Consider the following 19,535-nt stretch of genomic DNA (forward strand, 5'->3'; position numbering starts at 1 on the left):
TCTGTCCATAAACTATCTATTTCTGCCGCCATAGATCCCTTTAATCGGCGAATACTCAATAATAGCGCTCAACCGTATGGAAGCCTGTTTCAGCAGGGTAATTTTTTTAATCAGATCATAGTATTTAGTCTCATCATTATCGCTGTACTGATCCAGTTCTTTTGCCGTCTCTTTTATCAGATAATCAATATACCTGTATTTATGCAATAATACATCACCTCTTACCTGATCTGCCACTTTATCACCATAATTGGGAGGATAAATATTTCTCGACGCCCAGTTTTCCAGATCATCGAGAGGAATCAACGCGTCAACAACCTTTGTGGTAATGTCTTCGTCCATAAAAGATACAAAAAAGTTTCCACTTCTGAGCTCTTCCTTTTGAATCCCTTCTCTTACCTGATTAATGATAATTTCATTTTCTTTTACTAAAAATATATATTGTTCTTCTTCAAAATGGTGAAGGATTTCTTCAATAACAGTGATCTGATACTCCTCATTGTTATCAGTTGTCCTTTTCAGAACAATATCTCCAAACATCAGCATATGATCCACCAGCTTATTCTCCATAAACAGAACATCATACAGGAAAGGATCTTCTTTATCCTTATCCAAAGGCACAATCTCCATCTTCGGAGGGGCACTTTCTTTCTGCTGTTGCTGAACATGATGGGTCTGGTTCTGTGTGATCTGTTTCTGAACGTCAAGTTCGTTGAAAAGACTCTGCTCAGAAAGACCAAATTTATTGGATACTTCCTTAAGATAGACTTCCCTTTTCAGTGCGTTCTGAACAAAAGAAACCGACTTTACAATATTCCGTATTGCCTCAGCTTTTTTGATAGGATCGGTACCGGCATCTTTTAACAGGATCTCAGCCTTAAAATCGATAAAATCCATCGCTTCATTTTCGATGTATTTTTCAACGTAGTCCTGTGGATGTTTTCGGGCAAAAGAATCGGGATCATCTCCATCCGGGAAAAGCAGTACACGGATATTCATACCTTCCGTCAAAAGCATATCAATGCTTCGGAAACTGGCTTTAATTCCAGCATTATCACCATCAAAAAGAATGGTTACATTTTCCGTCAGCCTTTTAATCAGCTTAATCTGCTCCGTCGTCAGGGAAGTTCCGGAACTGGCTACCACGTTTTCAATCCCGGACATATGAAGTGAAATCACATCCATATATCCTTCCACCAAAAGACAGGTATTCTTTCTCGAAATGGCCTGCTTGCTCTGGTTTAGTCCGTAAAGAACATTCGATTTATGGTAGATCTCTGTTTCCGGGGAATTGAGATATTTGGCTGTTTTGACATTGCTTTTAAGAATTCTGGCTCCAAAACCTAAAACCCTTCCTGAAAAACTGTGAATCGGAAAGATAACCCTTTCCCGGAAGCGGTCTATTCCCGCCGGAGCATTTTCAGGGAAAATAGAAAGTCCCGATTTCTCCAGAATTTCTTTAGAATATCCTTTTTCCTCGGCATAGGCTGTAAAAGCATTTTTCTTTTCGGGGGAATATCCCAGCTGGAATTTCTTGATGATATCATCTCTAAGCTCACGCTCCTTAAAATAAGCCAGCCCTATGCTTCTTCCATCTTCAGCATCCCAAAGGATTTCCTGAAAATAATTATTAGCCACTTCATGGATTTTATACAGAAGGTCTTTTTCTGTCTGCGCATGCTTGGCTTCTTCGGAAATTTCACGCAGATCTTCTTCAATTTCAATTCCGTACTTCTTGGCTGCATGGCGAAGTGCTTCAGGATAAGTAAAATTTTCAATTTCCATCAGGAAAGAGATGGCTGTACCTCCTTTGCCTGTTGAGAAATCCTTCCAGATCTGTTTACTTGGTGAAACTACAAAACTTGGAGATTTCTCTTCATGAAACGGGCTTAGCCCTTTAAAGTTAGATCCTGCCCTTTTCAACTGCACATACTCACCCACAATCTCTTCTACCCTGATTGTGGAGAATATTTTATCTATCGTCTGCTTAGAAATCATGATGTAAAAATAAGTATTTTATATAGAAACTGGAAGCTTTTACCCCGGAGAGTTTGAGAGTCTCATGGGTACGGGGTTTGAGATTCGGGGTTACGTGAGGTGGGATTCGCGGTGCGGGTTTCAGGATCAGAGGTCTAAGATACTTGTTCCTGTATAATGTATAATGTCGGATGTATAATGTATGACATCTCAACTCATAACTCTTAACTCATGACTCTTTATCAATATCCAAACCTACCTCCTACCTGGCTAACATCTAATATTTATTCCTTTCCCTCACTTTCTCAAACTTAAATTTCATTATTTTTGTAGCAAATTAACCTATGCAGTTCACTATACATACCATCGAAGACTGGCAGGAAGTTGTGGATACTATTTTTCCTGAATTAAAACATAATATTCTTTTGCTTAAAGGAAATCTGGGAGCCGGAAAAACTACTTTCACTCAGTTTTTGCTTAAAAACCTGGGAAGTGAGGATGAGGTCAACTCTCCTACTTACTCTATTGTCAATGAATACAATACTTCAAAAGGAAAAGTATACCATTTTGATCTGTATCGCTTAAAAAACGTTGAAGAAGTCTATGATATTGGTATTGAAGAATATCTGGATAACTCTTTTTTGTGCATCATTGAATGGCCTGAAGTCTATGAAGAGGAGCTTTACGGGCTCAAGTACCACACAATGAGCATCCTGAATACAGGTGAACAAAGAGAAGTTTCATTCGATTAAATATTATGTATCTTTGCTTCTTAAATCAGTATTAAAATAATAATCTGTAAGACATAATTTAAAGGATGAGTACAAATATTTTTACTCCTTTCACAGAAGAAGAATTGATGCCGAAAGAGGAAAAATTGGAAGTTATAAAAAAAGGGAAACAATTCAGTATTGGAATTCCTAAAGAAACCTGTTTAAATGAAAGGAGAACCTGCATTACTCCGGACGCAGTACAGGTGCTGGTAGAGCACGGCCATGAGATTATCATAGAATCTGGAGCCGGACAAGGATCATTTTTTACGGATTTACAGTATTCTGAATCCGGGGCGAGGATCACTAATGATCCCAAAGAAGCCTTCGGACAGGATCTTATTTTAAAGGTTAACCCTCCTACCGAAGATGAAATTGAATTTATGAAGCCCAATACCTATTTGGTGTCAGCACTTCAGATCAATCTTAGGGAAAAAGAATACTTCTTAAAACTTGCCGAGAAAAAAATAAATGCCATTGCTTTTGAATTTATTGTTGATGAATACAAACAGCTGGCCCTGGTAAGACTTATTGGTGAGATTGCAGGATCTGTTTCTATTTTATATGCTTCAGAATTATTAGCCTTATCTAATGGTTTAATGCTTGGAGGGATTACAGGAGTAAGGCCTGCTGAAGTCGTAGTTCTTGGAGCCGGAATTGTGGGTGAGTTTGCAACAAAAGCAGCCATTGGTTTAGGAGCCAGTGTCAAAGTTTTTGACAACTCATTATCCAAATTAAGAAGGCTTCACACTATTGTTGACAGCCGTGTTCCAACTTCTATCATCGATCCTAAAGAACTCAGCAAAAGTTTAAGACGTGCTGATGTAGTTATTGGAGCTCTTCCAAGATTAAATATGACCCCTATCGTTACTGAGGATATGGTCATGAAAATGAAAAAAGGCAGTGTCATCATTGATATTACTATAGATAACGGCAAGGTTATCGAAACATCGGAGCTTACCACTATGGAAGATCCGTATATCATCAAACATGGTGTCATTCATTGTGGGTTACCCAACCTTACATCGAGAATGCCGAGGACCACAACAAAAGCAATTTCGAATTTCTTCCTTTCTTATATTCTGAATTATGATGAAGAAGGTGGTTTTGAAAATATGCTGATCCGCAAAAATGAAATGAAGCAGAGTTTATATATGTATAAAGGAAGACATACCAAAAAGATCATCTGTGACCGTTTCGGACTTACGTACCACGATATCAATCTTTTAATTTTCTAATGAAAAAATTTAAATTTTATTTAATAGGCTTCATTCCGGGGCTCATTCTTGTATTCTTTATTTTAAACAAAAAGGGAGCCAGCTGTAGCGGTTATCTGCCTAACAGCCGTGTCATCGCAGAAACCCTTTCAAAAGAATTCAAATATTCTGAAGAGGTTAAAAATGCAATGGCCATCAATAAGATTGATGAAAAGTTTATCAAAGACAGTATCATTACTCAGGGGAAGGTAGATTTTGACCGAAGCAATGCACAGCAAAAGCCATGTCCGACATATATTATCACTTATCCTGAAAAAAATCCTAAGTATGAGATTGGCTTTGAAAAATGTGAAGAGACAATGACAGTAAACAGTCTGAAAAAACTTAAATAGCTTTCAACAATACGGTTCTATGGAAGGCAATTACTACATGATTCATGACTATCTGATATTCATCGGAGTTTTTGCCATTTTCTTTTTTTTAACCACCAGTATTTATCTCTTCAGCCAGAATCAAAAACTGAAACAGAAAAATACCAAGTTATCAGAAAGCAATAAAATCATTGAACAGCGATTGAATGAGGTTCGTCTTGAACATATTGGTACCAAACTGAACCCCCATCTTTTTAAAAACATCCTCAATTCAGTTCAGTCACATGCCTACCAGACGTATATGTCTCTGGATAAACTGGCTAATGTTCTGGATTATATTTTATACGAAAGCAATAATAAATTCGTAAGTCCAAAAGAAGAGCTGAACTTTGCCCTAAGCCTTATTGAAATCAATAAGATCAAAATAAATCCTCTTTTCGATTTCAGGATTAAATCCAGGATCAATAAAACAGATTCTGTATATGAGGAAAAAGTATTTGCTCCGCTCATTTCCGTTGACCTTATAGAAAATGCGTTCAAGCATACCGATTTCCTGGCCCAAGATTCCTTTATTTCCATTTATCTAGAGCTTGAAAATGGGATGTTTACGATGAAAGTCAGCAATAAAGCATCTTTAAAAAACAGTCTGACAAAAGAAAAAAGCGGTTTTGGAAGCCAGTCTTTAGATCAAAGGCTTAAAATGATTTACAGTACCTACTACCAACTGGAAAGAAGTTCAAAAAATGGTATCTTCACAGCAGAATTAAAAATCAATTTAGGAGAATTCTATGATAAAATGCGTTATTCTGGATGATGAGCTGTTAGCGATCAGCTACCTGAAACTTCTATGTGAACAAATCGAAAATGTAGAGGTGGTAAAAGCATTCAACGACCCTAAAATTTTCCTGAACGAAATTGATCATATCGACTGTAATCTGTGTATTCTGGATATAGAAATGCCCGGAATGACAGGTCTCCAGGTGGCAGAGCTTATCTCAGATTCAAAAAAAATCATTTTTACAACAGCTTACAAAGAATATGCTGCTGAAGCTTTTGACCTTAATGTAGTGGATTATGTGAGAAAGCCTATCAAAAAAGAACGTCTGATCCAGGCCTTCGAAAAAGCTAAAGAACTGGTGGAAACTCCTCCTAAAAAAGCCTTCATCGAATGGAATACCAATATCGGAAAAACAGTCATATTTACTGAACAAATTGCTTACATCAAAACATCAGAAATAGACAGCCGGGATAAAGACATCACCCTCAATGACGGAACTACGATCGTTCTGAAAAACCTGAACTTTAAAAATCTGCTGGAAATGCTCCCTGCAAAAGATTTTGCACAGGTCAATAAAAAAGAAATTATCGCACTGGCCTCTATCAAGGTATTTTCCACTAATGAAATTATCAGTACCATCTCTACAGAAGACCATAATTTTCTCAAACTTCAGATTGGCGAAGCCTATAAAAGCTCATTAATGGAACTGTTCGGAAAATAAACCTTCCAAATCTTTACGGTTTCATTACAGAATACAAACCCTTTATTACAGCCGTCCTTTTTCAGCCGGTAATCCTTGTACTTTTACTGCGAATTAATTGATTTTATAATGAAAAATTTCATGTATGCTGCAGGAGTTCTCATATCCGGTTTGTGTTTTTCTCAGGAAGGCAATTCAACCATTAAAGCATCTTTTTTTGATGGAGTTGCCGTAGCCGGATATGTAGATCATGGGGCATTTATCAATTTTACGGGGCCTAATCTAAGCCTTACTCACAAGCATATAAAATTTGTTATGGGAATGCTTCCCTCGCTGAGAATTAAGGAAGACCGATCACCCGGAACCAAAAACAGCCCTGTTATGCCTACCCTGGGTGCAGGTCTTACAATGGTTTATAAAAAAATTGCCTTTCAACTTCCTGTTTATTATAATGCTAAAACGGCAGATCAGGACGGAAACTGGAAAATAGGAATCGGTGTAGGATATTCGTTCAAATAGATTTTATTACATTTTTTAGAACATTCATTACATTTTAAAAACAAGGGTATTTCAATATAAGTATATTCTTATCAACTTTGCATCAAAATTTAGGAATCATGAATTTGGGGAAATATAAAAATATTATTTTTTACATCAGTACAATTGCATTTTTTTCATGCCTTATGTATTGGTTTTTTGTAGAAGGAAAAACATTGGAAATTGGAGAGAATATTACCCCGGCCAAATCTACAGGCTCTACCATGTGGGAAAATTTTACAGATTCATTCCTCACTAATCTTCATCATCCTTTGGCTCTTCTTCTAGCCCAGATTGTGACCATTATTCTGGTAGCAAAACTTTTTGGGTGGGTTTGCATAAAACTGAAACAGCCATCTGTTATCGGAGAGATGATAGCCGGTATTGTTCTGGGGCCCTCTCTTTTCGGATTATATTTTCCGGAACTTTCAGCATTTATTTTTCCAAAAGAATCATTACCCAACTTACAGTTTCTAAGCCAGATCGGGCTAATTCTCTTTATGTATATTGTAGGAATGGAGCTTGACCTTAGTGTTCTCAGAAAAAAAGCACATGATGCCGTAGTAATCAGTCATGCCAGTATTATTATCCCTTTTGCATTGGGAGTAGGTCTTTCTTATTTTATTTATAAAGAATTTGCACCTGATGGAATTCAGTTCAGCTCATTCGCATTGTTTATAGCTATTGCCATGAGTATTACAGCATTTCCTGTATTGGCCAGAATTGTTCAGGAAAGAAATCTCCATAAAACAAAAATAGGAACCGTTGTTATTACCTGCGCCGCAGCTGATGATATTACAGCATGGTGTATTTTAGCAGCAGTGATTGCCATTGTAAAAGCAGGATCATTTTCAGGATCCGTATTTGTTATTTTAATGGCTATTCTATATGTTTTCATTATGATAAAGGCGGTAAGACCGTTCCTCACCAAAATTGCCGAATCACAGAAAGGAAAAGGTTTTATCAGTAAAGGATTGGTAGCTATATTTTTCCTGGTATTAATCATCTCATCATATGCTACGGAAGTTATTGGAATCCATGCACTGTTCGGGGCATTTATGGCAGGTGCCATCATGCCTGAAAATGTAAAATTCAGAAATCTTTTCATAGAAAAAGTAGAAGATGTGGCATTGGTTCTTTTACTTCCTCTTTTCTTTGTATTTACCGGATTAAGAACTCAGATCGGCTTACTGAACGATGTTCATCTATGGAAAATTGGTGGACTCATCATTCTAACCGCTGTTACGGGAAAATTCGTGGGAAGTGCACTGACGGCAAAATTTTTAAAAATGAGCTGGAAAGACAGTCTTACGATAGGGGCTCTGATGAATACCAGAGGATTAACAGAGCTTATTGTGCTTAATATTGGTTATGATTTGGGTGTTTTAGGTCCGGAATTATTTGCTTTATTGGTTATCATGGCATTATTTACCACTTTTATGACAGGTCCGTGCCTTGATTTCATCAATTATGTTTTTAAAGGAAAAAAATCAATGGTAGAAGATGATGAAGAGGAACATAATGATGCAAAATATAGAGTTCTTTTATCTTTCGAAACGGCAAAAGCTGGAAGTAAACTATTGAGGCTTGCAGATAATTTCACCCATAAAATGAATGGTAACAAAAGTGTTACCGCCATGACTATTGCTCCTGTTGACGAACTTCATGCCTTTGATATTGAAAACTTCGAAAAAGAACAGTTTAAAAATGTAATTGAAACTTCTCACGAGCTTCAGCTTGAAGTCACTACCCTGTTCAAAGCTTCCACAGATGTTGAAAGTGACCTTACCAATATTACCAATAAAGGAAATTATGATCTTCTTCTTATCATGCTCGGAAAATCCATGTATGAAGGAAGTTTACTCGGTAGATTATTAGGGTTTACCACAAAAATCATCAATCCCGAAAAATTATTAAACACCGTAAAAGGAAAAGGTAATATTTTCAATACCTCTCCTTTCGACGACCTGACCCTTCAGGTGCTGGACAAAGCAACCATCCCTGTAGGTGTTCTCGTTGACAAAGAATTTACAGCAGCTGATAAGATATTTGTACCCATATTCAACCTTAGTGATTTTTACCTGCTTGAATATGCTAAAAGGTTGATCAATAATAATAACTCACAGGTTATTATTCTGGATGCTGCAGGGCAGATCCGAAACAATATTGAAGTAAAGGAGCTTATCAGAAGTATTGAACAGGTAGCTCCTAACCATATCACCCTCTATAATGAAAAGAGGATCGAGAAGGAATTCCTCAACTCACAGGATCTGATGCTTATCAGCAGCAAAAGCTGGAAAAACCTGATTGACACCAAAAGTTTATGGCTGTCTGATATTCCTTCTACTTTAATTATCTCAAACCCTTAAACAGTCTGATTAGCCATATACTTTTCTACATCTGAATAGCGGCTCTATTGATAATCCCAAGTTAAAAATAAGCGCAATAGTATATATAAGGCTATATAATCGGCAGTATTCATCCAAGAAATACTGCCGATTTCTTTTTTTTGAATGAATTTATCTTCTTAATTTCTGCATAAAAAAGAAAAAACACCCTGTTTTGTGAAATAAAAAAAAACAACTGATAAAAGTAGAAATATTATTAAAAAAATCCCTAAAACAAAGGTTTTTAAACTCAATCCACCTCGATCACTTTTTACAAATCAATCAATAAATATTAATTTTTCTCATACAATTCGCATGTCTGTTTCAAAATTTTAGCATATATTTAAAAAAACTTCTAATAACCATCGTGACTACCACAATTAAAAAGACTTTTGCGAGTAAGCATTGGGACTATTTTATTCTGATCTGTAGAGTTCTGCTTGCATGGCAGTTCTTATCTTTCGGATATGCTAAATTTTTCGATGACGGACAATTTGGTATTTCCGGTGAAGAATTGAATAAACCCATTAAAGACCTCAGTCTTTTTAAAGTAATGTGGTATTTATTCGACCACAATCCATTTAAGATCATCATCGGAATTTGTCAGACGTTATGTGGAGCTTTGCTTCTCTATAATAAAACTGTAATTATAGGAGCTCTTCTTTTTTTACCTATTGCTTTCAATATTTTAATCATGGATATCACCTTTATGGAACCTTCTATGGTTAATGGGTTTGCATCAAGACTGAGCTATTATATATTCCTTGATCTCTTAATTCTCTATCATTATAAAGACAGGATGCTTATTGTTTTTAAAGCCATTACCGGCAATATAAACAACAGGTTTAGCCATTCTTACGGGATGTACCTTATTTCCCCTATTTTGGCTATTCTTCTAAGTTTGCTTCCTCTAGTCCCTGTGGTTCTGTTTTATCTTGTAGTAGAGCCGGATCAGATGCTGCATGCTTTGGGCAACGCCTGGCATGGAGTCACCAAATTAACACAACATTTTTTAAAATAAAATTACCATGAAAAAATCAGACAAAAAACTAACAATTTCAAAAAAGAACGTACAAAATTTAAGCAAAAACAGCTTATTTGAAGTAAAAGGTGGTAAAGCCATTGGTATTGATGACGATTTAGGATTGTTTACAGCAGGATGTTCAGACGGATGTATGTCTAAATTTATGCATACTCACCTGATGAACTGTTCAAAAGCAAACTGTACAGCAGATTGCGGTAACTGCTAATTAACATTTGATCTCTTTTGTCATCTTCAACGTAAAATAATATGTCTTCAAAGCAATATACTCCATTTCATTACACCATATTGAGAACTCCGGTTCTTTCACCTGATGATTTAGACAAGTTTTATTCTTCATCGGATGTTATTGAAAATATTTCCTGTAATGATGCTATCATGGATGCTATTAAATTGTCGTCATTGAACTTTTACAATGAGGTGACAAAAGAGTTTTCTAAAAAAAATCCGGAACAAAAGGAAAAATTACAAATATCCTTATATAAATATCTTTCACGATATAGCACGCGGCCTACACCGTTTGGGTTATTTTCAGGCTTAGGTACTCTTAAAACCTCATCGGAAATAACTGATAAAAAGATTTACTGGAATACATCCCATCCCAGACTCAGACTAGATTCAGACTACGTATACAAAGCAGTAAACTCACTGGAAAAACACGAGTCCTACCTTACCAATAATACGTTGTATGAAATCTTTGACGAATACAAGTATTTGCAATGCTACACAGGAGTGATTGGCAGAGACTACCGATTGGTCACCATAGAAAGTAATGAACACATTGGTTCCGTTATCGAATTCTGCAGATCAGAAAAAACTTCTGAAGAAATTATCCATTATATCAAAGAAGAAAACGACGTTACCCAAAGTGAAGCTGAGGATTTCTTCAATGAACTAAAAGATGAACAGATTATCAATTCATCTTTATCTTATTCAGGAACCGAAACCGGAACCCTGATCAACAAAATATATAAAAATGTAAATATACCAGGCTTTAATGAGCTAAAAGAGTATATAGACAAGTCTAATCAAGGAAACAATATCCCTGAAATCCTCTCACTTCCTGATCAGAAAAAAGTACCTCTTCATGTAGACCTTTATTTTGAGACGTCAAATACCATGAGCCAAAAGTTCATTGAAGACATTCAGAAAAGTGATGCGATTTTTGAAAGATTCAGCATATTAGAAAATCAGACTCCTTACAGGATCACTAATTTCAAAAAACAATTCAGCAAAAAATATGACCAGCAGGAGGTCAACTTACTCCATGCACTTGATATTGAATTCGGAGTCGGCTATGGAAAATTTGCCAACTCAGAGAATATAGACAGCAGCACTCTCATTTTAGGCTGGCCCAATGAATCCATTAAGGAGGATAATCTTAGCCTCAACAGGAAAGAAGTTCAGTATTCCCATGCTATTATAGATTGTATTAAAAACAAAAAAAATAGTATTGATCTCCATGTATTAAGTAAAAATCAGGAAGTTTTCCTTCCCGAAAAAATGAACCCGTCTTTCCCGTTCAAATCCTATAAAGCATCTATTTTCTTTGATAAAGAAACCAATAACCCTGTTTACTTTATTGATTATATCTCATTCCACTCTCCAAGAAAAATATTGGGACGATTTTCAGATCATAAAGAGATAGGCAATTTATTAGATGATATTCATGATCACGAAAAAAAGATCTATGGTGAAGACACAGTCATTGCCGAAATTGTACATCTTCCTTCAGAGAAAATAGGAAATGTCATTGAAAGAAAAATTAATACCGAATATTATATAGGATACATTGATGAAAGCAGTAGCAGAAAGAAAATCCATCTGAATGATCTGTATATTTCTATTGTAAATGACCGGATTGTTTTACGTTCTAAAGCATTAAATAAGTATGTGATACCGGTTTTTTCCAATGCCTACAATATCATGCATCCCACCAACAGTCCGATTTTTGAGTTTTTGCTCGATTTTCAGACCCAGCAAAACCACAGTCTCCTGATCAATGAAGAAAAACTGCTGGATATTTTTAAATTTTTCCCAAGACTACAAAAAGGAAATTTCATTGTCAAAAAAGCAGCATGGCTTATTGAGTACCATGATTTCTTTTCCAATAAAAACACCAGTGTTTCAGAAGCGCTTACAGCATTTGATGAAAACCTTCAAAAGCTTAACATCACAAAGAATTTCTTCATTTCAGAAGGAGATAATGAACTCTATATCCATCTAAAATTTGAGATCTCAAAGAAAACCTTCTTAACAGAACTGAAAAAGAAACAAAAACTAAAAATAATAGAATCTTTACTAGATGAATTTACTCCGGTAACGTATAACCAGGATGGAAATACCGTCAATAATGAGTTTTTACTATTCTTCAAAAACGAAGCACAACCCAAGAAAGAAGAGAACTTCCTTCCTGTGGTGAAAACCTCTGATATTCCAAGATCCCTGTTTCCGGATATTGATAACTGCCTTTATCTGAAAATATATACAGGTAAGGTATTTGCAGACTTTTTCATATGTGAAACAGTAGGAATTTTAAGCTTTTTACAAGCAAATAAACTAATAGAGAAGTTTTTCTATATTAAATTCTATGATCCAGAATTTCACATAAGACTAAGAATTTTTGCCCCTAAAACTAATCACGAAGAGGTAAAATCCCATATCAATGCTCTTATAAAGAAATACCTTGCTGAGAAAATACAAAGGATATCTTATGACACCTATGATCGGGAATTAGAACGCTACGAAGGGAATAACACCAAAATATTTGAAAAGATATTTTATTATGATTCTCTTGTTTCCGCAGCAATCATTGAGAAAAATATTGAAGAAGATAACACCGATATTTTATGGATGTATCCTATCAAGCATATTCTTTTCTATTGTAAAGTGTTTAATCTCGATACGGAATCCCAGCTAAACTTTGTAAGCGGGGTAAAAAGCAGTCTGGCCAGGGAGTTTAATACCTCTCCTTTAAAAACCGCTTTTATCAATGCAAAATATAAAGGGTTCTCCGAGGAAATTGAGAATATTATCTCTGAAAAAAATGATATATTGTCGGCCATTCACACTCAATTCTTCAAGGATATCCAGGTAGATTTACCAACCTTGCAAGGACAGAATTCCTATAAGAATCTGGCCAATATTATCCATATGCATATTATCAGGGTAGTACGAAGTGATAACAGACTTCACGAATATTTAATGTACTGTTTCCTTGAAAAAATTTTAAAAAAACAATTCTTCAGCTTAAAAACAAATGCCAATACTTCAACACATCTGTAAAAACATCTTAGACTACGAGCATACCCACGCTGGATTAATGAATGGAGCTTGTTCAGAGTTATTATTTCTTCATCATTATTTTAATTCCTATCCTGAGCAGTTTAATAAGACTGTAGAAAAAAAAATAGACCGGTATAAAGATTTAATCTTCGATCATATAGAAAATGAAAGAATTGATCTTTCCTATGCGGCAGGGTTATCAGGAGTTTTATCTTCAGCATCCTATTTACAGGAATCTCAATGGTGTTCTCTTGATTTTCTGGATATTGAAGATATTGGAGATATAATGATTGAAGAAGCTATTGCTCAGTTTCAGAACCATAATTTTGATTTCTTCTATGGGGGAATCGGCTTGGTGATGCCCTTCATGAACAGACAGATGGATATCAGAAAACTGGATCCGGACTTACTGCACACATTAAAAGAAACCATCGTTAAAACGAAAACAGACCTGTTCTGGCAAAACCCAAAAGATAAGGCCGAAAATATATCCAATTTTGGTATTTCCCATGGATTTCTTCCCAATCTTTTACTGCTGGCCTATATTGCAGATTCAGAAGCTGATATTTCTTTTATCAGGAAAACCTTATCAGAATTTATGACCTATGCTTCGATGGAAGGTACGGTATCCGTATTCCCTTCTGTAATCGAAACCAGCAAAGAAAATTCAAAATATGCTTCCCGCCTGGCCTGGTGCTATGGGGATCTGGGAATATCCTGTGTTCTCTATAAAATTGGTGAGCTTATTCAGGATCAATCTTTACAGAATCAGGCATCACAAATACTGTTAAAAACCACAGTCAGAAAACATGAGGAATCCAGTAAGGTAACCGATGCTTCACTCTGTCATGGAAGTGCCGGAATTTCTTCGATATACGATTCATTTTATACCCGCACCCAAAAACCGGCATTCGCACAAGCCGGAGAATACTGGCGTGGAATCACTCATTCTTACTATGCTCCAGAAAATCAGGAATGTTGCTTTTTATATAAAGCAGGAGATGAATACGTCTATAATATGGGATTGTTAGAAGGATTAGCTGGGATAGGATTATCTCTTTTGAATAAAAAAGATTGGTCCGGCATCTTATTGATTGAATAAATACACAATAAAATCAAAATTTTAATATTTTTTTCGCAAACAAACGGAAAAATATATATTTTTACATCCACAAAATAACAATATTTAACAAACATTAACGATTTAAATATAATACAATGTGCCGATATGCCATGATGGTTTACAAAGGTCATTATGCCTGTTTTAACTGCCAGAAAACATTCAAACGCCGCATTTTACACGATGTGGACAGGGATTCTCAGGTTTCAGTAGAAGCCAAATGTCCTGAATGCGGAAAACTGATGGCCAATATGGGGTTGGATTTTGAATCCCCTTCAAAAAATGATCATAAAAGGTGGGCGCATATCAAGGATCTGTATACAGTAGGCATCACTTTCCATTCCTGCGGATGTTCCGGGCCGGGATATATTCCTCAGGATCGAAAAGCCATTATCACTTACCTTGAAAAAATCCGCGCAGAATATATGCATTCGCTGGTGTATTGGAGATACCGCATAGAACCGGAAACGAAAAGAGAACGTGAAATTGAGTATCAAAAAAACGGCTCTAAGCTATGGACAGTAAACCGGGATGCTTTTAAGAAAACAGTGACTAATCAGGAAGGAATTAATTACTGGATCAATAAAATCAAAGAAGTGGAAGAACGCCTTGCCGTTATCCGAAATTCAAACAACTGATGGAACTGAGATCAGATATAGAACCCGATTTAAAAACAGCAGAAAACAGATATCCTGGAATTCTTAAATTAATTCTGGACTATACAGCCCATGTCGATCTTTCGGGTGATGAAGACCTGTCCGTCTATAGCCAGCTGAAATCCGAATTACACTCGATTACTCAGAAAAATGTCTCACAGTACAGTATGGAATGGTGGGAAGAAGAAGGTATTGAGGTACTTGCTTTCCGCATTGCTTTACCCGATCCTGAAAAGGTAGAAAATCTGAGCCCGGAGGAAATTGAAGAAATTACTTTTAGAATAGAGAACCCGGTTATCATTAATAAAGACTGGGAAGAACAGACTTTTGAAGAACAATTTTCTCTGTATCTTGATAATTACTATCGGCAGTTTCTGGCATTAAATAAGGATAAATAGTATTTCCCGGATTCTAAGTAAAGACCTTAACAGTTCAGTTTTATTTTTCTAAATGTAAGAGATTTTTAAAATCCTCCTTTATTCTTTTTTCCTCTTCAGCTATATAATCTGCGCTAAACGGAGCCCCACAATCCTGGCTGTCAATGATATGAATAAGCCTCGCATTTAAAAAATAATACCTGGTTTCGGTAATCTCCGATTTTTTAAAATCAAAAGCTTCCGTATCATTATTTTCCTTCATTACTTTCACATCATAGAAAAGAGGGCGGTTGTACCGATACTCTTTTTCGAAAACAAAAGAAAGTTTTCCATTAAACAGATAATACTCTATCAACAGCTGCCCCATTTCACCGTAGTGTCTGGCTATAATTTTTTCAAGCCTTTTCTTTTGATAATAAAACGTTGCCTCCCCTCCTTCTGCCGATACTCCTTCAATATCTTTCTGTTTAATACGAGTCCATTTTGTAATAGAATTAATTCTTTTGAAATTAGCCCGGATAGGATCCAGCCTGTCTTTTATATACTCATTGGGAACAACATCCTCATCATTAAAGCTTTCTTTAATCATTATAGTGTCTCCGTACAGGATATTGGAACGTTCCGTTTTTTGTACTTTTAAAAATACGTGAGGATGGTTTTTAGCATTTCCAAAGATGATCATAACTACCAAAATAATCAGGCTACATACATATTTATTTTTCATGTGTTGTTTTTTTAGTGATACTTTTACTTCAAACTAAAAGAATTTAAAACTTAAAATAGTTCCTACACTTCACTTGTTATTATCTCTTTATTCACAATGTTATTACAAAATTAATAAATCATTCTTATTAAGTAAAACAAAGATTAGAATATAGGAAACACATACATCAACTTCGTAATTCTTCTATAATTTTCAAAATTTTAGCCAGAACAATCATAGTTTAAAAAAAAATTTATACCTTCGCTTTGTGAATTTTAACAACGGAACATATTATTATAGAATTTTTAACTCAGATCTGGGATAGGGATTCTTATGAACATAATTTAAAACCTCGTCCTAGACGAGGTTTTTTTATTTTAAACCAATTTAAAAGATGAAAATAAGTATTATAGGAGCTGGATTAATCGGCGGATCGATGGCATTAAAATTAAAGGAAAAAGGCATCGCCAGTTTTATCTACGGAATTGATAACAATAAACAGCATATTGATGAGGCATTAGAGCTGAAAATCATTGATGCAGGTGTTGATCTGGAGCAGGGAGTTAAAAATGCTGAGTTGATCATCCTTGCTATTCCTGTGGATGCTGCCAGAAAATTATTGCCGGGTGTTCTGGATCTTATATCGGATCATCAGACTGTGATGGATGCAGGTTCTACAAAAGCAGGAATTGTTCATGCCGTAAAAGATCATCCAAAACGCTCAAGATTTGTGGCCTTTCACCCGATGTGGGGTACCGAAAACAACGGTCCGAAATCTGCTATTGCCGAAAGTTTTGCCGGAAAAGCAGGGGTTATCTGCAATAAAGAAGAATCTGCTGAAGATGCTTTAAACCTGGTTGAAAAAATAGTCAATGCACTTGATATGCATATGATTTATATGGATGCGGAAGATCATGATATCCATACTGCCTATATTTCCCATATCTCCCATATTACCTCCTACGCTCTTGCCAATACCGTATTGGAAAAAGAGCGCGAAGAAGAAACGATCTTTCAACTGGCCAGTTCGGGTTTCTCCAGTACCGTACGTCTGGCTAAATCGCATCCTGAAATGTGGGTTCCCATCTTTAAACAGAACAAAGAAAACGTACTGGATGTATTGAACGAGCATATTACCCAGCTCAGAAAATTTAAATCTGCATTGGAAAAAGAAAATTACGAATACCTTGAAGAGCTGATTACCAATGCCAACAGAATCAGAGGTATATTAAGATAATAAATTCCTAGTCTGGATTTTTTCTAAAACTTAGTGTTTATCCATTAAGAGCCCCCTACTACATAAAAAAAATCCTTAGATGTTATGTCTAAGGATTTTTCGTATTTTTAATTGTATTCTGTATTAGCGTATTAGCATTCAGGAACATTCACTGCAATTGCCAACCCACCTTCTGAGGTTTCCTTAAAACGGTCACTCATAGACTGAGCTGTTTCCCACATCGTCTGGATAACCTCATCCAGGGTTACTTTTGCCTTCGTAGGGTCACTTTCCAGAGCAATATTTGCCGCAGTAATAGCTTTCATAGCCCCCATTGTATTTCTTTCAATACATGGAATCTGTACAAGTCCTTTAATAGGATCACAGGTTAATCCAAGATGGTGTTCCATAGCTATTTCAGCAGCCATTAATACCTGCCCTACACTTCCTCCAAGGATTTCCGTAAGTCCCGCAGCGGCCATCGCTGATGACACTCCGATTTCGGCCTGACATCCTCCCATTGCTGCAGAAATGGTTGCATTTTTCTTAAATAATGTTCCAATTTCTCCGGCTACAAGCAGGAATCTTACAATATCATCCTCGCTTGTAAATGGCGTAAATGCCTGTGCATACATTAACACTGCGGGAATCACTCCACTCGCTCCGTTGGTAGGTGCTGTGATGATTCTTCCGAAGCTGGCATTTTCTTCATTTACTGCCAGTGCAAAACAGGCAATCCATTTATTGATATTGGTGAAATTTTCTTCGGCATCAACAACCTGCTGAAACCATTCATCTTTATTTTTATAAATCTCTTCTCCCAACAGTTTTCTGTTAATTCCCGCTGCTCTTCGGGAAACATTCAATCCACCGGGAAGAATCCCTTCTTTATTCACTCCTTTGTAGATGCATTCTTTAATCTGACTCCAGATATATAAAGCTTCCTGTCTTGTTTCGTCCTGGGATCTCCAGCTTTCTTCATTAATTAGAATTAAATCTGAAATTTTGTTAAATCCTAGCTTCTGGCAATATTTTGCAATATCTGCAGCTTTATGACAAGGATACAATGTACGTACGCATTGTTTTTCTATTGAGTTTTTTTCCTGGCTTGCAATAAAACCTCCACCCACAGAATAAAAATCCTGAACAAGCTCAGTACCATCTTCAAAAACAGCTTTAAAGATCATTCCATTCGGGTGAAAATCAAGTGATTTCTGCATATTTAAAACCAAATGGTACCCGTAAACAAATGGAATTTCTTTCTCGCCCCCAAGATTAATAATCTGGTCTTTCTTGATCTTTTCTATCTTTTCATCAATTTTTGAAGTATTGATGGTCTTAAAATCTTCACCGTTCAAACCAAGCATGCCCGCGATATCCGTTCCGTGCCCAATTCCAGTTTTGGCTAAAGAGCCAAAGAATTCAAGAAAAACTTCTTTTACCTCTGCGATTGATCTTTCCCTTTTTATAATTCTGATAAATGCAGCCGCTGCATTCCAAGGTCCCATCGTATGTGAACTGGATGGGCCTATTCCTACTTTGATAATCTCAAAAACCGATATTGATTCCATAAATGGCTCTTCATTTTGCTTTTACAAAGATACGTGATAAATCTAATAAACAGCATAGCAGAATCGGGTATTAATAACTATTCATACCCATTAGAAATAAGATTTCACAATTATATTTTTTAAATTAGCAGTGAACAATAATTTCGTATGCCATCCTATTAAATTCACATTCTTTATTTTCATCATTCTAAATGGAAGCATTAATTAAAAATATTTCGCAGCATGTCAGATTAAGTCCGGAGGAAATTTCGGTTTTCAAAAACATCTGGACAGAAAGGACATTGGAAAAAGGTGAATTTCTTTTAAGAAATGGCGATATCTGCCGCTATGACAATTATGTTATATCCGGTACTTTAAAAGCCTTCTGCATCAATCCTGAAAATGGCAACGAAGAAATCCTTTTTTTAGCGATTGACGATTGGTGGGCAACCGATATCTACAGCTTTTCCAGGCAAAAAGCCTCTATTTATAATATACAGGCGATAGAGAAAACAAAGCTGTTGCAGATCAGCCATGGCTCTTTTCAAAAACTGTTAGAGCAAATACCTTCACTGGAAAGATATTTTAGAATTATTTTAGAAGGATATCTTGGAACCCTGGAGAAAAGAATTGTATTTAATAATATGTATAAAGCTGAACAGAAATATCTATATTTCCTGGAGTCCTATCCTGATATAGCTGCCAAAGTTCCACAGTATTTAATAGCTTCTTATTTAGGTGTCTCTGCAGAGTTTATCAGCAGAATTCGAAAAAAAAATAAATCCTCTTGAACTAGATCAATTTTTCCGGACTTAATAATCGAGAATTTTGAGGTATAAAATTTACCAT

At 35.9% G+C, this 19,535-nt stretch carries 18 protein-coding genes; 15 read left to right on the forward strand and 3 right to left on the reverse strand.

What is annotated here, in order from left to right:
* Nucleotides 1-12 precede the first annotated feature (12 nt).
* The gene (gene dnaG / locus JML65_RS02010; RefSeq protein WP_202269747.1) at nt 13-1,998 is read right to left on the reverse strand and encodes a DNA primase; all 1,986 of its coding nucleotides are present in this window, start codon (nt 1,996-1,998) and stop codon (nt 13-15) included.
* Nucleotides 1,999-2,321: 323 nt separating this feature from the next.
* Between dnaG and tsaE the strand changes: the two genes are divergently transcribed.
* The 13 genes from tsaE (at nt 2,322) to JML65_RS02075 (ending at nt 15,238) form a co-directional block, all read left to right on the forward strand.
* Nucleotides 2,322-2,729, forward strand: a complete 408-nt coding sequence (tsaE, locus tag JML65_RS02015; RefSeq protein WP_047487811.1) for a tRNA (adenosine(37)-N6)-threonylcarbamoyltransferase complex ATPase subunit type 1 TsaE — start codon at nt 2,322-2,324, stop codon at nt 2,727-2,729.
* Nucleotides 2,730-2,794: 65 nt separating this feature from the next.
* Entirely contained in the window at nt 2,795-3,985 is a 1,191-nt protein-coding gene (locus tag JML65_RS02020) for an alanine dehydrogenase (protein WP_047487808.1), read from the forward strand.
* Nucleotides 3,985-4,356, forward strand: a complete 372-nt coding sequence (locus JML65_RS02025; RefSeq protein ID WP_115918335.1) for a hypothetical protein — start codon at nt 3,985-3,987, stop codon at nt 4,354-4,356. The genes JML65_RS02020 and JML65_RS02025 overlap by 1 nt, the downstream gene beginning before the upstream one ends.
* Nucleotides 4,357-4,375: 19 nt before the next feature.
* Entirely contained in the window at nt 4,376-5,149 is a 774-nt protein-coding gene (locus JML65_RS02030) for a sensor histidine kinase (protein ID WP_084086149.1), read from the forward strand.
* Entirely contained in the window at nt 5,124-5,834 is a 711-nt protein-coding gene (locus JML65_RS02035; protein ID WP_047487803.1) for a LytR/AlgR family response regulator transcription factor, read from the forward strand. Before JML65_RS02030 ends, JML65_RS02035 begins: the two co-directional genes overlap by 26 nt.
* 108 nt (nt 5,835-5,942) lie before the next feature.
* Nucleotides 5,943-6,332 carry a hypothetical protein gene (locus tag JML65_RS02040; protein ID WP_047487801.1) on the forward strand — a complete coding sequence of 130 codons (390 nt, stop codon included), beginning with the start codon at nt 5,943-5,945 and terminating at the stop codon, nt 6,330-6,332.
* 98 nt (nt 6,333-6,430) lie between these two features.
* Entirely contained in the window at nt 6,431-8,719 is a 2,289-nt protein-coding gene (locus JML65_RS02045) for a cation:proton antiporter (protein ID WP_047487798.1), read from the forward strand.
* 385 nt (nt 8,720-9,104) lie between these two features.
* Complete coding sequence (locus JML65_RS02050) at nt 9,105-9,758, forward strand: hypothetical protein (RefSeq protein WP_202269748.1); 654 nt, start codon at nt 9,105-9,107, stop codon at nt 9,756-9,758.
* Nucleotides 9,759-9,765: 7 nt separating this feature from the next.
* Complete coding sequence (locus JML65_RS02055) at nt 9,766-9,987, forward strand: class I lanthipeptide (protein ID WP_047487795.1); 222 nt, start codon at nt 9,766-9,768, stop codon at nt 9,985-9,987.
* Between the two features lie 41 nt (nt 9,988-10,028).
* The gene (locus JML65_RS02060; protein WP_202269749.1) at nt 10,029-13,064 is read left to right on the forward strand and encodes a lantibiotic dehydratase; all 3,036 of its coding nucleotides are present in this window, start codon (nt 10,029-10,031) and stop codon (nt 13,062-13,064) included.
* A complete protein-coding gene (locus tag JML65_RS02065; protein ID WP_202269750.1) occupies nt 13,039-14,166 on the forward strand; it encodes a lanthionine synthetase LanC family protein in 1,128 nt (375 codons plus the stop codon). Before JML65_RS02060 ends, JML65_RS02065 begins: the two co-directional genes overlap by 26 nt.
* Nucleotides 14,167-14,297: 131 nt before the next feature.
* Nucleotides 14,298-14,822 carry a hypothetical protein gene (locus JML65_RS02070; protein WP_228406131.1) on the forward strand — a complete coding sequence of 175 codons (525 nt, stop codon included), beginning with the start codon at nt 14,298-14,300 and terminating at the stop codon, nt 14,820-14,822.
* The gene (locus tag JML65_RS02075; RefSeq protein WP_202269751.1) at nt 14,822-15,238 is read left to right on the forward strand and encodes a hypothetical protein; all 417 of its coding nucleotides are present in this window, start codon (nt 14,822-14,824) and stop codon (nt 15,236-15,238) included. The genes JML65_RS02070 and JML65_RS02075 overlap by 1 nt, the downstream gene beginning before the upstream one ends.
* 40 nt (nt 15,239-15,278) lie before the next feature.
* Here the strand turns inward: JML65_RS02075 and JML65_RS02080 are convergent, their stop codons facing one another.
* Nucleotides 15,279-15,941 (reverse strand): hypothetical protein, encoded by a 663-nt coding sequence (locus tag JML65_RS02080; protein ID WP_202269752.1) that lies wholly within the window; start codon nt 15,939-15,941, stop codon nt 15,279-15,281.
* A 373-nt stretch (nt 15,942-16,314) separates the two neighbouring features.
* Here JML65_RS02080 and JML65_RS02085 point away from each other — a divergent pair, with 373 nt between their 5' ends.
* Entirely contained in the window at nt 16,315-17,157 is an 843-nt protein-coding gene (locus tag JML65_RS02085) for a prephenate dehydrogenase (RefSeq protein ID WP_047487780.1), read from the forward strand.
* Nucleotides 17,158-17,288: 131 nt separating this feature from the next.
* On the opposite strand, the gene JML65_RS02090 is transcribed toward JML65_RS02085, so the two are convergent.
* On the reverse strand, nt 17,289-18,707 hold the full coding sequence (locus JML65_RS02090) for an L-serine ammonia-lyase (protein ID WP_084086159.1): 1,419 nt from the start codon (nt 18,705-18,707) through the stop codon (nt 17,289-17,291).
* A 191-nt stretch (nt 18,708-18,898) separates the two neighbouring features.
* Between JML65_RS02090 and JML65_RS02095 the strand changes: the two genes are divergently transcribed.
* A complete protein-coding gene (locus JML65_RS02095) occupies nt 18,899-19,477 on the forward strand; it encodes a Crp/Fnr family transcriptional regulator (RefSeq protein WP_202269753.1) in 579 nt (192 codons plus the stop codon).
* The last annotated feature ends 58 nt before the right edge of the window (nt 19,478-19,535 follow it).

The organism is Chryseobacterium sp. KMC2, assembly GCF_016756935.1.
Lineage (GTDB): Bacteria > Bacteroidota > Bacteroidia > Flavobacteriales > Weeksellaceae > Chryseobacterium > Chryseobacterium rhizosphaerae.